Here is a 13,255-nt window from a genome sequence, read left to right as displayed (position 1 = left end):
GCGGGTCAGCGGCCGGCGAGGACTTCCTCCGGAGTGCCTTCCTGCTCCTGCCCGGCAACCCGGAGTTGCCAGGCGCGCATGACCGCGGGATCGGTGGGGCGCGTGAGCAGCGAGGCGGCAACGTACACAATGGCCGAGCTGAGCAGGCCGTAGTAGATGGGTTCGTTGGCGTAGATTCCGTCCAACGGGACCTCGGCGTTGATCTCGAGGATGATCATGGTGCCGAGGGTGATGACCGAGCCGACGGCCATCGAAGCAGCGGCGGCGATGCCGGTGCCGCGCTTCCACACCAGGCCGCCAAGGATGGCCACCAGGAGGCCGCCCACCAGGATGTCGTACGCAATGGTCAGGGCCGCGACAACGTCCTTGGTGACGATGGCGATGACAATGGCCACGATGCCCAGCGCCAGGACCCAGATCCGGTTGGCCTTGACGTCGTGCTCAGGGTTTTCGGTGTCTCCGGTGTTGACCGTCCTGCCGAACCAGCCGGCCACGAAGGGCAGGACGTCGGCACGGGCAACGGTGGCGGCAGCGATCAGAGCGCCGGAGGCGGTGGACATCATGGCCGCCACGGCAGCGGCCAGGACCAGGCCGCCGATGCCGATGGGCAGGATGTTCTGGGCCACCTCGGCGTAGACGTCGTCCTTCGCGGCGATCTTGACGTTGGACAGTGCAACGTTGGCGGCCATACCGATCAGGGAGCCGGCAACACCGTAGAGGATGCAGTAGATGCCTGCCGTGGCGCCGCCCCAGCGGGCCACCATGGGGGTCTTGGCGGTGAACACGCGCTGCCAGATGTCCTGCCCGATCAGCAGGCCCAGGGTGTAGACCACGAAGTAGGTGATGATCGTCTGGATGCCGATGCCGTCGATCTGGAAGAAGCTGGCATCTACCCGGCTGCGGATCCCGTCCAGGCCGCCGGCTGCGTTCAGCGTGAAGGGCAGCATCAGGAAGAAGATGCCCACCGTCTTGATCACGAACTGGACCTGGTCCGCAAGGGTGATGGACCACATGCCGCCGATGGTGGAGTACACCAGCACGATGGCGCCGCCGATGGCGATGGCCAGTGCCCGGTCAAGGCCGAAAAGAACGACGAAGATGGTGGCGTAGGCGCCGGTGGAGGTGGCGCAGAGCATCAGGGTGTAGGCGAGCATGACGATGCCGGACGCCTCGGTGGCCCTGCTTCCGTAGCGGAGGGTGAGCATTTGGGAAACCGTGTAGATCTTCAGCTTCTGGATGGTCCCGGCAAAGAGCAGGCTTAGGAGCAGGACGCCCGCACCGATGGCTACCACGAGCCACATCCCGGAGATGCCGAACTTGTAACCAAGCCCCACGCCGCCCACTGTGGACGCTCCGCCCAGGACGACGGCGGCCATGGTTCCGGTGTAGAGGAACGGGCCAAGGCGGCGTCCGGCCACCAGGAAGTCACTGTTGTTCCTGGTGCGGGACTTGCCCCACCAGCCGAAGGCCAGCATTGCGAGAAGATACACCACCACAATGGCGATGTTGATGGCACGTGCATCCATAAATGGCTCCTTGGAGCTGTTGGGGCCGGGTGTGGGACCTGGGGCAGGGACGCCCGGAACCGCCGCGGACGAATACGGAAAGGACCTGTAATTGCCTCATAGGCAACAGGAGTTTCCAAAGACTAGGGTGTGACGCGGGCGACAGTCAAGGAGATCGCTCCTGCGGCCGCGCAGGTGTGGCATGCGCGCGTCACAAAAGGGCTGCCGATTAGTATGGCTCGAGAGTGGAGCCGGGCTGCCGGCCGTGAAAGGTTCGTAGATGAAGGCACTGCCAGTTGAGCCGAGCAATGTCCCTGTTGCCATCGGCTCCAGGATCCGGGCCGCCAGGCAGTCCCAGCGGCTCACCATCGAGCAGGTCGCGGATGCCACCGGCCTGACCAAAGGCTTCCTCAGCCGGGTGGAGCGGGACCTGACATCACCGTCCGTCGCCTCCCTGGTGACGCTGTGCCAGGTGCTCTCCATCTCCATCGGCGACCTTTTCGTGGCACCCGAAACACACCTGACCAAACGCAACGACGGTCCCCGGATCTCGCTCGGCGGCCAGGGCATCGTGGAGCGGCTCCTGACGGCCCGCTCGGAGCGCCGGGTCCAGATCATCCAGGCAGTGATCGAGCCGCACGGCCGCGGTGAGTCCGAGCTTTACGCCGTGGACTGCGATGTGGATGTGCTGCATGTCATCAAGGGGTCCATCAAGCTGATCCTCACCAACGAGGAGTACGACCTCGAGACGGGCGACACCGTGACCTTCCCGGGCCGGGAACCCCACACCTGGGTCAATCCCACGGACAAGCCGGTCGAGGTGCTCTGGGTCCTGGTGCCCGCCGCGAGCCGCTGACCCGTCCCGGCCGTGCATTCCTGCCCAGTTACCTTCGGTAGTCCCCACCTCAGCCGCCGCATTCTGCGGAAAGCGCTGAAGAGGAGCGCCCTTGGCCGGTGGTAAGTGGGCTGGATTGCACACCTACCGGCGCAGGCTCCGCCGGTCGCCTGCCAGTATGGTCCGGATGTCCCGGATGACCGAGGCGGGGTCAAACCAGATGTGCTCCGGCATGAAGCGAAGGACGGCGTAACCGCTGACGGCTGCGGCGTTGTTGCGCCTCCGGTCCCGGAGCATATCGGTGCGTTTGGAGTGGAAGGCGAAGCCATCGATCTCCACAATCAGGAAGCCATTCAGCAGGAAATCCACGCGGCCAATTCCCGGTAGGAAGACTTGGGTGTCGTAGGCGACTCCATGGGCACGGAACAGGTGTTGCGCATCAACCTCCACGATTGATTCTGCACGCACGTCAAGTTCGCGCAGGACGCGGAGTGCGGAGCCGGAGCGGTCGGCCTGCAGCTGTGACGCCAGCAGTTCGCGTGGCACGCCATGCAGTCTGATGGCCGAGGTTGCCAAAGCGGCGGATGCCGGAGACGGCAGGCAACCCAGGGCATGGAGTGCCACATCCTCCACGGCAGCCAGCGGCAGGGATGCGTGTCCCGGGAATCGTACGGTGCGGTGCCGGATAAAGCCGCTGCCGTGGCCATGGGCGCAGGCCAGATGGGGCTGTGGGGGCGCGGCGCGAAGCCAGAGGCCGTAGTGGCGGGCGGCGCTGGCGCAGGTCAGCCGACTGTTGTTCAGGACTGCAGTGAGGAGTGCCTTGTCGCATTCCGGCAGGACGAAGATGCCGCGCCGAGGCTGGGCAGCGCCCAGTCCGGTGAGCCGTAAGAGGTCCCGGCGCCGGAATCCTGCATCCAGGAGTTGGCCGGACCGGGCTACGCCGCCGCACTCTTGCAGGTATTCGAGGATGTCCATGTGGCCATTGGAAGGTTTTGGTTGAGTGTGTGGAACCTGGGTCGAGGCGCATGTGGGTAAGCGGTGCCTCGGGGCGGGCGTTCCTGCCCGGTTGCCCATGGTCCACGTGGGGCGCGATGCCGGATGGCAAGGATCCGTGGTGTACATCTGTCCACGGTGTGGGAGTAAGTGGGCGGGAGTGCACCGGGGGAGTGAGAGGTAAACAGCTGGTGCTCATTAGAAAACAGCGGTGTATGATGACAGTCACACAGTCCCCTCAACTCCTCGAAGGAGAGGCCTCCATTGGAAGAGCTGCGCATTGAAGCCAACGGCAACCTTGGCCCCATCGATTCATCCCGGATCCCCCGCTATGCGGGAGCTGCCACGTATGCCCGCCTCCCGCGGCTGGACCAGGTGGCCAAGGCCGATGTGACAGTGGTGGGCGTGCCTTTCGATTCGGGCGTTTCCTACCGCCCGGGCGCCCGCTTCGGCGCGAACCACGTCCGCGAGGCCAGCCGCCTGCTCCGCCCGTACAACCCGGCGTGGGACGTCAGCCCCTTCGAGAACATCCAGGTGGCCGATGCCGGGGACATGGCGGTCAACCCGTTCAACATCAACGAAGCCATCGAGACCATCCAGCAGAACGCGCTGGACCTTACGGCTGCCGGCAGCAGGCTGCTGACCCTGGGTGGCGACCACACCATCGCCCTCCCGTTGCTGCGCGCCGCCGCCGAACGTGCCGGCGGACCCATCGCCATGCTCCACTTCGACGCCCACCTGGACACCTGGGACACCTACTTCGGCGCCGAATACACCCACGGCACGCCCTTCCGCCGCGCAGTGGAAGAGGGCATCCTGGACACCGAAGCCATCAGCCACATCGGCACCCGCGGTCCCCTGTACGGCAAGAAGGACCTCGACGACGACCACCGCTTTGGGTTCGGCATCGTCACCTCCGCGGACGTCTACTACCAGGGCGTCCTGGAGACCGTGGCCAAGGTGCGCGACCGCATCGGCAACCGTCCGCTCTACATCTCGGTGGACATCGACGTCCTGGACCCGGCTCACGCGCCCGGCACCGGAACCCCTGAAGCCGGCGGCATCACCAGCCGTGAACTCCTGGAAATCATCCGGGGCTTCCGTGGCATGAACCTCGTGGGCGCCGACGTCGTCGAGGTGTCACCGGCCTATGACCACGCCGAGATCACCGGCGTGGCGGCCAGCCATGTCGCCTACGAACTGGTGACCCTCATGGCAGACAACGCAGTGCCCGGGAGCCGGTTCGGAGCAGAGACCGGGTACCAGGCACAGGCGCTCGGCCAGGAGGCCCGCCGCCCCGCCGGCTTCGCTGCCGCCGGCAAGGAGTAGGGCCGTGACGGAATCCGGCGCCGCACCTGTCCCGGCGCAGGGGAGCGGTGCCCGCAACGGCGGGGACCTCGTCGTCGAAACCCTGGAAGCGCTGGGAGCCAAGACTGTGTTCGGCATCCCAGGCCAGCACGCCCTGGGACTCTTCGATGCCATGGGCCGCGGGAACCTGCACTTTGTCTCGTCCCGGGTGGAGAACAACAGCGCCTTCGCCGCGGACGGGTACTCCCGCGCCACCGGCGAAGTGGGCGTGCTGTTCCTGTCCACCGGTCCCGGCGCGCTGACCTCGCTGGCCGGACTGCAGGAGGCCTACGCCACGGGTGTGCCCATGGTGGTGGTGGCCAGTCAGATTCCGCTGGAGGGACTCGGGGCCCGGCGCAAGGGCATGCTGCACCAGCTCGATGACCAAAAGGCCTCCGCCGCCAACGTCACCAAAAGCCAGCGGCTGATCCAGCACGCTTCCGGAATTCCGTCTGCCATCCAGGACGCCTGGACCGAGGCCATCTCCTCGCCGCAGGGCCCGGTATGGCTCGAGATCCCGCAGAATGTGCTGCTGGACCCGATCATGGTCCCGCCGGTCGAGGACGCGCTCGCCGAGGCGGCTGACAACCCGCCCCGGATTGAGCTGGTGCGCGAGGCCGTGAAGTGGCTGGAAACAGCACAGCGCCCGGCCATCATCGCCGGCGGCGGCACGCGCCGAGGGAAGGCGGAGAAGTCGCTGCTGTCCCTCGCCGAGAAACTGTGGGCGCCGGTGATCTGCACCCCGGGCGGCAACGGCGCGTTCCCCTGGAACCACGAGCTGTCCCTGCAGTCCTGGATCGAGGACCGGTACATGACCGACCTCCTCGAGGACGCGGACGTCCTGGTGGTCATCGGGTCATCACTGGGCGAGGTCACCTCCAACTACTTCACCTTTGAACCGCGCGGCAGGATCATCCAGATCGACGCCGAGCCCCGGGTCCTGGAGTCCAACCGGCCAGGCCTGGGCATCCGCGCCGACGCCGGCCAGGCGCTCGCGGCGCTGGACGAGGCCCTTAACGCGGCCCTCGAGCCGGGCAGGACGACCACGCCCGACTGGCACGGCAGCACCCCGGAAGAGCTGGTCAAAGAGTCACTTGCCAAGGTCCGCGCCCGGCTGGAATCGCAGGACCTCGCCAAGGAACTCAAATTCATGGCGGATATCCGCGAGGCCGTGCCGGCGGACATGCAGACGTTCTGGGACATGACCATCGCCGCCTACTGGGGCTGGTCCTGCTGGGACGCCCGTGAAGGACAGTTCCACTCCGCCCAGGGCGCCGGCGGCCTGGGCTACGCGTTTCCCGGGGCCATCGGGGCTGCCGTGGGGCTGGAGACGCTGGGCAAGCCCGGCCGGGTACTGGCCGTCTCCGGCGACGGCTCATCCATGTACTCCATTGCCGAACTGGCCACGGCGAAGCAGCACAACGTGCCGGTCACCTGGCTGATCGTGGACGACGGTGGCTACGGCATCCTGCGCGAATACATGGTGGGTTCGTTCGGCAAGGCCACCGCCACTGAGCTGGCCCGGCCGGACTTCGTGAAGCTCGCGGAATCCTTTGGCGTGCCTGCCGTCCGGGTCGCCCCGGAGGATGTGGGGGACGCGCTCAGGGCAGGATTCGCTGCAGACGGCCCTAACGTCGTCGTGGTCGAAACCCTCCTGAAGATGTTCGGCCCCACCCATCTCGCACCCTGATTCGACGCCCCCTGCAAGCTCCCCCACTTACCGGATCCCCTCCGGCTGAAGTGGGGGAGCCAGGCGTTTAATGCGGCAAGGGCACTAACTTCGTTTCCCTAAGCAACCTTTTCCTGATACAGTTGCTTGCAGCAACTAATTCTTTAGGGAGCATCATGTCTGTCGCACCGGCCACCGCAGCCGACCTCGTCAGCCACATCTATGACCTCCAGCGTGCATTGCGCTGCGTGACCATGATCAACGTCAAAGGCCAGGACACCGGGATCGCCCTCCAGGGCGTCCTCAAGTTCATCGGCGAAGGGGAGACCCGCGCAGCGCACCTGGCCGAGCGCCTGGGGGTCAGCGCGCCGGTGCTGAGCCGGCACGTGGCCGAGCTGGCTGACGCGGGCCTGGTGCTCCGCACGCCGGATCCGGATGATGGCCGGGCCCAGCTGCTGGCACTTTCCCCGCGGGGCAAGGAGAAGCTCGCAGAACTGGTGCGGCACCGGGCGGAGACGCTCCAGGCATACCTCGCCGACTGGAACGAGGATGACGCCGTAGCAACAGCCGCGATGCTGAGCAAGCTCACCGCATCCCTGAAGAATTCCATCCGGGCAAGGGCGGCCGGAACCACTACCGAACAGAAAATGCAGGAGTCCATTAATGGCTAACGTCACCGCCGCCGCCGACCAGGAGCAGCAGCGCCAGCGCGAACGCACCGTTAAACAGGAGTCGCGGCAATCCAAGCGCCACGAACCCGGCGCGCCCATGAACCACCGGCAGATCATGGAGGCCCTGACCGGCCTCCTCGCTGCCTTCTTCACCGCCATCCTCAGCAGCACCATCGTGGCCAACGCGCTGCCTACCATCATGTCCGAGCTCAAGGGCACCCAGACGGACTTCGCGTGGGTCATCACCGCGGCGCTGCTGGCCAACGCAGCCACCACCCCCATTTGGGGCAAGCTCGCCGACCTTTTCGACAAGAAGGTCCTGGTCCAGCTCAGCATCGTGATCTTCGTGGCCGGCTCCGTCATGGCAGGCTTCTCCGAAAACATCCCGTTCCTGCTCACCGCCCGTGTGATCCAGGGCATCGCCATGGGCGGCCTCACCGCCCTGGCTCAGGCGATCATCGGCTCCATCATTCCGCCGCGTGAACGCGGCAAATACTCCGGCTACATGGGCGCCGTCATGGCAGTGGGCACCGCCGGCGGACCGCTGCTGGGCGGTTTCATCGTGGACAGCTCGCTCGGCTGGCGCTGGACCTTCTTTGTCTGCGTGCCGCTCGCCGTCGTCGCCCTGATCCTGCTCCAGGTCACCCTGAAGATCCCGCACGTCCGCCGTCCTGCCAGGATCGACTGGCTCGGTGCCATCCTGCTGACCTCCGGCGTCAGCCTGCTTCTGATCTGGGTGTCCTTCGCCGGTAAGGCCGACTACTACGACTGGTGGTCCTGGCAGTCGGCAGTCATGGTGGGCGGCGGCGTCCTGCTGCTCGCACTGCTGGTCCTGGTCGAGTCCAAGGTGTCCGCACCGATCATCCCGCTGAAGATCATCTCGGAGCGCACCACCGCGCTGGCCATCGTGGCTTCCGTGGCCGTCGGCGTCGCCATGTTTGGCTCCTCCACCTTCCTGGGCCAGTACTACCAGGTAGCCCGCGGTGCAACGCCCACCGAGGCCGGCCTGCTCACGCTGCCCATGATCGCCGGCAACCTCGTCGGGTCCGTCGTCTCCGGCCAGCTCATCAGCCGCTACGGCAAGTGGAAGCGCTTCCTGATCGGCGGCACCATCCTGCTGATCGGCGGCCTGGCACTCGCCGGCACCATGGACCACACCACCGAACTCTGGCTGACCGGCCTTTACACCGGCATCTTCGGCATCGGCCTGGGCATGCTTATGCAGAACCTGGTCCTCGCCGTCCAGAACACCGTCCAGGCCAAGGACATCGGGTCCGCCAGCGCCTCCGTGGCCTTCTTCCGCTCTGTCGGCGGTGCCATCGGCGTATCCGTCCTGGGCGCCGTCATGGCCAACCACGTCAAGGACCTGGCCACCGACGGTCTCACCAGGCTGGGCATCCAGCCCGGCGGAAACAGCGGTGCCACCCTTGACCTCAAGGACCTGCCCGCACCGATCGCGGACGTTATGCGCGCCGCCTACGGTGATGCCACGGCCGGCATCTTCATGATCTCCGCCGTGGTGAGCGCCGTTGCCCTCATCGCCGTGATCTTCATCAATGAAGTGCCGCTCCGCAAGACGGTGGACATCACCCCCGAAGCCACGCTGCAGGCCAACGCGGCCGGTGAAGCGGGCATGACGGCCATGACCGGCCAGCTGCCCATGGTCTCCGGCGCCGCTCCGGACAGGGGCGCCCCCGCCGGGGACATCACCGCCCGGAGTGCCGTGCGTACCGGCGCGGCTCCCGCAAAAATGTACGACGCCGGTGCTGCCGCCGCAGCAGCAGCGTCCGGCAGGATTGCCACGGAGGACTTCGAGGATGTCTTTGCGCGCAGCTTCCGCTCGGAAGAGCTGGACCTGCGGTCCGCGGACAATGTGGACAAGGCCGCCAACGCGATTGCCAGCGCCGCTGACACCCTGCAGAAGCTGCAGGATACCCAGCACCTGCTGGCCCGCCAGCAGGCCGAACTGGGAACCATGGTGCTGGACATCCAGGAACAGCTGCGCTCCCAGCAGGAGGTGGCTGCCAGGCAGGCAGCCACGGCAGCAGAGCTCAGCCGGCTGCAGCGCAAGCTGTTGAAGGAACGCAAGATCCAGGCAGCAGCCGCGCTGTACCTGGCCGGGCACGGCCGGCACAGTGCCGCCGCCCCGCCTGCCACTCCGTCCGCCGATGGTGCTTTGGAGCCGGACCAGGGACTGTAGCCGGCCCGCGGGCCAGCACTAAGCCGTCCCTGCCGGGGCCGGCCAGCCCCCCGCCGGAAAGCAACAAAGCCGCAGCCCGCACCCGGAAAACCTTCCGGGTGCGGGCTGCGGCTTTCCTGCATCCTGCCGGCAAGTGGCTGCATCGCGGGACCCCGCCGTCAACAGCGGGTTCCCGCGGGAAAAGATGCTCTGCCGGAGCCCAATTGTCAGTGGGCGTTACTAGAGTTGAGTCCATGCTCCTCACCCTCATACGGCGCTACTCCAAACCGTATTTGCCGTATATCACCGCCGTGGTCATTTTCCAGCTTGCCGCCACCATCGCCGCGCTTTACCTGCCCAGCCTGAACGCCCAGATTATTGACCAGGGCGTGGCTCGCGGAGACACCGATTTCATCTGGCGAACCGGTGCGCTGATGCTCCTGGTGGCCTTCGCCCAGGTGGCAGCGGCCATCGCCGGTGTCTACTTCGGCTCCAGGACGGCCATGGCCGTTGGCCGGGACCTGCGCCGCGCCGTGTTCCGCAAGGTCACCAGCTTCTCCGCCAAGGACGTCAACGCGTTTGGCGCGCCCACGCTGATCACCCGGGGCACCAATGATGTCCAGCAGGTGCAGATGCTCCTCCTGATGGGGCTGAACTTCATGGTGGCCACGCCCATCATGTGCATCGGCGGCATCATCATGGCGCTGCGCGAGGACCTCAACCTGTCCTGGCTGGTCTGGGTCTCCGTCCCGCTGCTGGCCGTGGTGGTGGGATACCTGGTGGTCCGGCTCATGCCGCTCTTCCGCTCCATGCAACGGAAGATCGACCGGATTAACGCCGTGCTGCGCGAACAGATCATCGGTATCCGCGTGGTCCGGGCCTTCGTGCGGGAACCTTATGAGACGGACCGCTTTGGCGGTGCCAACAAGGAACTCACGGACGTCTCGCTCCGCATCGGTGCCCTGTTCGTCCTCATGTTCCCGGCCATCAGCATGATCCTGCACCTGTCCACCGCCGCCGTGCTCTGGTTCGGCGGTCAGCGGGTGGACGCCGGTGCCATGCAGGTGGGGTCGCTGACCGCGTTCCTGCAGTACCTGCTGCAGATCCTGATGGCCGTCATGATGGGCACGTTCATGGCCATGATGATCCCGCGCGCCTCAGTCTGCGCGGACCGCATCGGCGAGGTTCTCGACGTCGAGCCCTCCATCCACGACCCCCTAAGCCCCGAGGCCCCGGCGTCCCTTGCCGGCGTGGTGGAGTACCGCAACGTGACCTTCGCCTACCCCGGAGCCGAGTCGCCCGTGCTCAGCAACATCAGCTTCACAGCCCGGCCGGGCCAGACCATCGCCATCATCGGCTCCACGGGCGCCGGCAAGACCTCCCTCCTGTCCCTCCTGCCGCGGCTGTATGATCCCGCGGAAGGCCAGGTGCTGCTGGATGGGGTCCCCGTCGACAGGCTGGACCGTGCAGAGATCACTCGGCGCGTGGCCTTGGTGCCGCAGCGTCCTTACCTGTTCTCGGGCACCATCGGGCACAATCTCCGGTTCGGCAGGACCGAGGCCACGGACCAGGAACTGTGGGACGCCCTCCAGGTAGCCCAGGGCGAGTCGTTCGTCCGCGAGAAGAAGAACGGCCTGGACTCCCGGATCTCCCAGGGCGGCACGAATGTCTCCGGCGGCCAGCGCCAGCGCCTCTGCATCGCACGCGCCCTGGTGACCAAGCCGCGGGTCTACCTGTTCGACGACTCCTTCTCCGCCCTTGACGTCGCCACTGACGCCCGGCTCCGCGCCGCCCTCAAGCGCACCACGTCGGACGCCACCGTCATCATCGTGGCCCAGCGGATCTCCACCATCACTGAGGCCGACCAGATCCTGGTGCTGGACAACGGGCGGATCGTGGACCGCGGCACGCACGAGGAACTCCTGGAAACCTCGCCCACCTACCAGGAAATTGTCGAATCCCAGTTGAGCGTGGAGGAAGTGGCATGAGCCCCCGCAGGAAGGACGCCGCTTCCATGGAACAGGCCGGGCAGTCCACCCCGCCCCAGGACGATGACTACATCGAGGAGGAATTCACGCCCTCCGAGGCCGACGGGGACATGTTCGGTGGCATGCCCGCCAAGAAAGCCCAGCACTTCTGGCCTTCCGCGAAACGCCTCATGGGCCTCCTGAAGCCCGAGGCCATGGGCATCTGCGCGGTGGTGGGCCTGGTGGTCATTTCCGTGGTCCTGAACGTCATAGCTCCCAAGATTTTGGGCCAGGCCATGGACGTCATCTTCGCCGGGGTAGTCGGCCGGCAGCTGCCCGCCGGCGCCAGCAAGGAGCAGTTCGTGGCAGGCCTGCGCCAGCAGGGCCAGGACAACTTCGCGGACATGGTTTCCAGGATGGAACTGGTACCGGGCACCGGCATCAACTTCAGCAAGCTCAGCATGCTCATCGCCATCGTCCTGCTCATGTACTTCGTGGCCAACATCTTCATGTGGCTGCAGGGGTACGTGCTGAACCGCATCGTCATGAAAGTGATCCGGCGGCTCCGCGACGATACCGAAAGCAAGCTGAACCGGCTGCCGCTGAACTACTTCGACACCCGGCAGCGCGGCGACGTGCTGTCCCGCGTGACCAACGACGTCGACAATATCCAACAGGCGCTCCAGCAGGCGTTCGCGCAGCTGGTGAACTCCGTGCTGACCGTGGTGGGCATCGTGATCATGATGTTCATCGTCTCCTGGCAACTGGCGCTGATCGCCCTGGTCGCGCTCCCGCTGTCAGGGGTGGCGGCCGGGCTGATCGGGGCCCGGAGCCAGAAGCTCTTCGCCGCCCAGTGGAAGAACACCGGGTCGCTGAACGGCCAGATCGAGGAATCCTTCTCCGGCCACGACCTGGTCCGCGTCTTCGGCCGGGACGCTGACATGCTGGCCCGGTTCGAGGAACGGAACGAGGCCCTGTACAAGGCAAGCTTCGGGGCGCAGTTCGTTTCCGGGATCATCTTCCCCGTCATGCAGTTCGTGTCCTACCTCAGCTACGTGGGCATTGCTGTGGTGGGCGGACTCCGGGTGGCCTCCGGCGCCATGTCCCTGGGTGATGCCACCGCGTTCATCCAGTACTCCCGCGAGTTCACCCAGCCGCTGGGCCAGATGGCCGGAATGGCCAACATGCTCCAGTCCGGCGTGGCGTCCTCGGAACGCGTTTTCGAATTCCTGGACGCCGACGAACAGGATGCCGAAACCGCCACTGAACACCTGCCGGCCAAAACCGACGGGCATGTGGACTTCAGGGGCGTCACCTTCAGCTACACCGCGGATAAGCCACTCATCGAGAACCTGTCCTTCACGGCGGAGCCTGGCAACACCGTGGCCATCGTCGGGCCCACGGGAGCCGGCAAGACCACCCTGGTGAACCTGGTGATGCGCTTTTACGAGCTCAACTCGGGATCCATCATGCTGGACGGTGTGGACGTCACCCACCTCAGCCGCTCCGAACTGCGCTCCAAAGTGGGCATGGTGCTGCAGGACGCCTGGCTGTTCGGCGGGTCCATCTACGACAACATCCGCTACGGCAACCTCGACGCCACAGAGGAGCAGGTCATGGCAGCCGCCAAGGCCACCTTCGTGGACCGGTTTGTCCGGGCGCTCCCCGAGGGATACAACACCGTGATCGACGAAGAGGGCAACAACGTCAGTGCCGGTGAGAAACAGCTGATCACCATTGCCCGCGCATTTGTGGCCAACCCGTCGCTGCTGATCCTGGACGAGGCCACCAGTTCCGTGGACACCCGCACCGAGCTCCTGGTGCAGAAGGCCATGGCCGCGCTGCGCTCCGACCGGACCAGCTTCGTCATCGCGCACCGTCTCTCCACCATCCGCGATGCCGATACGATCCTGGTTATGGAGAACGGACGAATCGTGGAACAGGGCAACCATCAGGTGCTGCTCGCTGCAGGCGGGGCCTACCACCGCCTCTACATGTCGCAGTTTGCCGGTGCGGACGCCGGAGACCTCCCGGTTGACGATTCGACGGCGGTGCGCAGCTGAGCGCGCACGGCGGCCAGCGGATCGAG

The 13,255-nt window shown here is 66.0% G+C and carries 9 protein-coding genes; 7 read left to right on the top strand and 2 right to left on the bottom strand.

The window, feature by feature from the left end:
• Positions 1–5: 5 nt before the first annotated feature.
• The gene (locus tag ACWRN3_RS13685; RefSeq protein ID WP_476740957.1) at positions 6–1,526 is read right to left on the bottom strand and encodes a sodium:solute symporter family protein; all 1,521 of its coding nucleotides are present in this window, start codon (positions 1,524–1,526) and stop codon (positions 6–8) included.
• A 259-nt stretch (positions 1,527–1,785) separates the two neighbouring features.
• On the opposite strand from ACWRN3_RS13685, the gene ACWRN3_RS13680 reads away from it, so the two are divergent.
• Positions 1,786–2,361, top strand: coding sequence for a helix-turn-helix domain-containing protein (locus tag ACWRN3_RS13680; RefSeq protein WP_224025126.1), 576 nt, complete (start codon positions 1,786–1,788; stop codon positions 2,359–2,361).
• 123 nt (positions 2,362–2,484) lie between these two features.
• Here ACWRN3_RS13680 and ACWRN3_RS13675 read toward each other — a convergent pair whose 3' ends face one another.
• A complete protein-coding gene (locus ACWRN3_RS13675) occupies positions 2,485–3,315 on the bottom strand; it encodes an endonuclease domain-containing protein (RefSeq protein WP_476740956.1) in 831 nt (276 codons plus the stop codon).
• A 282-nt stretch (positions 3,316–3,597) separates the two neighbouring features.
• Between ACWRN3_RS13675 and speB the strand changes: the two genes are divergently transcribed.
• From speB to ACWRN3_RS13645, 6 genes are all read left to right on the top strand, one after another.
• Positions 3,598–4,662 carry an agmatinase gene (speB, locus tag ACWRN3_RS13670; RefSeq protein WP_476740955.1) on the top strand — a complete coding sequence of 355 codons (1,065 nt, stop codon included), beginning with the start codon at positions 3,598–3,600 and terminating at the stop codon, positions 4,660–4,662.
• A 4-nt stretch (positions 4,663–4,666) separates the two neighbouring features.
• Entirely contained in the window at positions 4,667–6,370 is a 1,704-nt protein-coding gene (locus tag ACWRN3_RS13665; protein ID WP_476740954.1) for a thiamine pyrophosphate-binding protein, read from the top strand.
• Positions 6,371–6,525: 155 nt separating this feature from the next.
• Positions 6,526–7,020, top strand: a complete 495-nt coding sequence (locus tag ACWRN3_RS13660; protein ID WP_324644286.1) for a MarR family winged helix-turn-helix transcriptional regulator — start codon at positions 6,526–6,528, stop codon at positions 7,018–7,020.
• Positions 7,013–9,220 (top strand): MDR family MFS transporter, encoded by a 2,208-nt coding sequence (locus ACWRN3_RS13655; protein WP_476740953.1) that lies wholly within the window; start codon positions 7,013–7,015, stop codon positions 9,218–9,220. Before ACWRN3_RS13660 ends, ACWRN3_RS13655 begins: the two co-directional genes overlap by 8 nt.
• A gap of 233 nt (positions 9,221–9,453) precedes the next feature.
• Positions 9,454–11,187, top strand: a complete 1,734-nt coding sequence (locus tag ACWRN3_RS13650) for an ABC transporter ATP-binding protein (protein WP_324644288.1) — start codon at positions 9,454–9,456, stop codon at positions 11,185–11,187.
• The gene (locus ACWRN3_RS13645) at positions 11,184–13,229 is read left to right on the top strand and encodes an ABC transporter ATP-binding protein (RefSeq protein ID WP_476740952.1); all 2,046 of its coding nucleotides are present in this window, start codon (positions 11,184–11,186) and stop codon (positions 13,227–13,229) included. The genes ACWRN3_RS13650 and ACWRN3_RS13645 overlap by 4 nt, the downstream gene beginning before the upstream one ends.
• Positions 13,230–13,255: the final 26 nt, after the last annotated feature.

It is taken from the genome of Pseudarthrobacter sp. rb, from assembly GCF_056389225.1.
Note: the sequence above shows the minus strand (reverse complement) of the source record. Positions and strands in the feature narration are given on the sequence as shown.

What these genes read in the sequence shown, in the direction of transcription:
- ACWRN3_RS13685 (WP_476740957.1), bottom strand. Translation starts at nt 1,526, where the DNA reads ATGGATGCACGTGCCATCAACATCGCCATTGTGGTGGTGTATCTTCTC.
- ACWRN3_RS13680 (WP_224025126.1), top strand. Translation starts at nt 1,786, where the DNA reads ATGAAGGCACTGCCAGTTGAGCCGAGCAATGTCCCTGTTGCCATCGGC.
- ACWRN3_RS13675 (WP_476740956.1), bottom strand. Translation starts at nt 3,315, where the DNA reads ATGGACATCCTCGAATACCTGCAAGAGTGCGGCGGCGTAGCCCGGTCC.
- ACWRN3_RS13660 (WP_324644286.1), top strand. Translation starts at nt 6,526, where the DNA reads ATGTCTGTCGCACCGGCCACCGCAGCCGACCTCGTCAGCCACATCTAT.
- ACWRN3_RS13655 (WP_476740953.1), top strand. Translation starts at nt 7,013, where the DNA reads ATGGCTAACGTCACCGCCGCCGCCGACCAGGAGCAGCAGCGCCAGCGC.
- ACWRN3_RS13650 (WP_324644288.1), top strand. Translation starts at nt 9,454, where the DNA reads ATGCTCCTCACCCTCATACGGCGCTACTCCAAACCGTATTTGCCGTAT.
- ACWRN3_RS13645 (WP_476740952.1), top strand. Translation starts at nt 11,184, where the DNA reads ATGAGCCCCCGCAGGAAGGACGCCGCTTCCATGGAACAGGCCGGGCAG.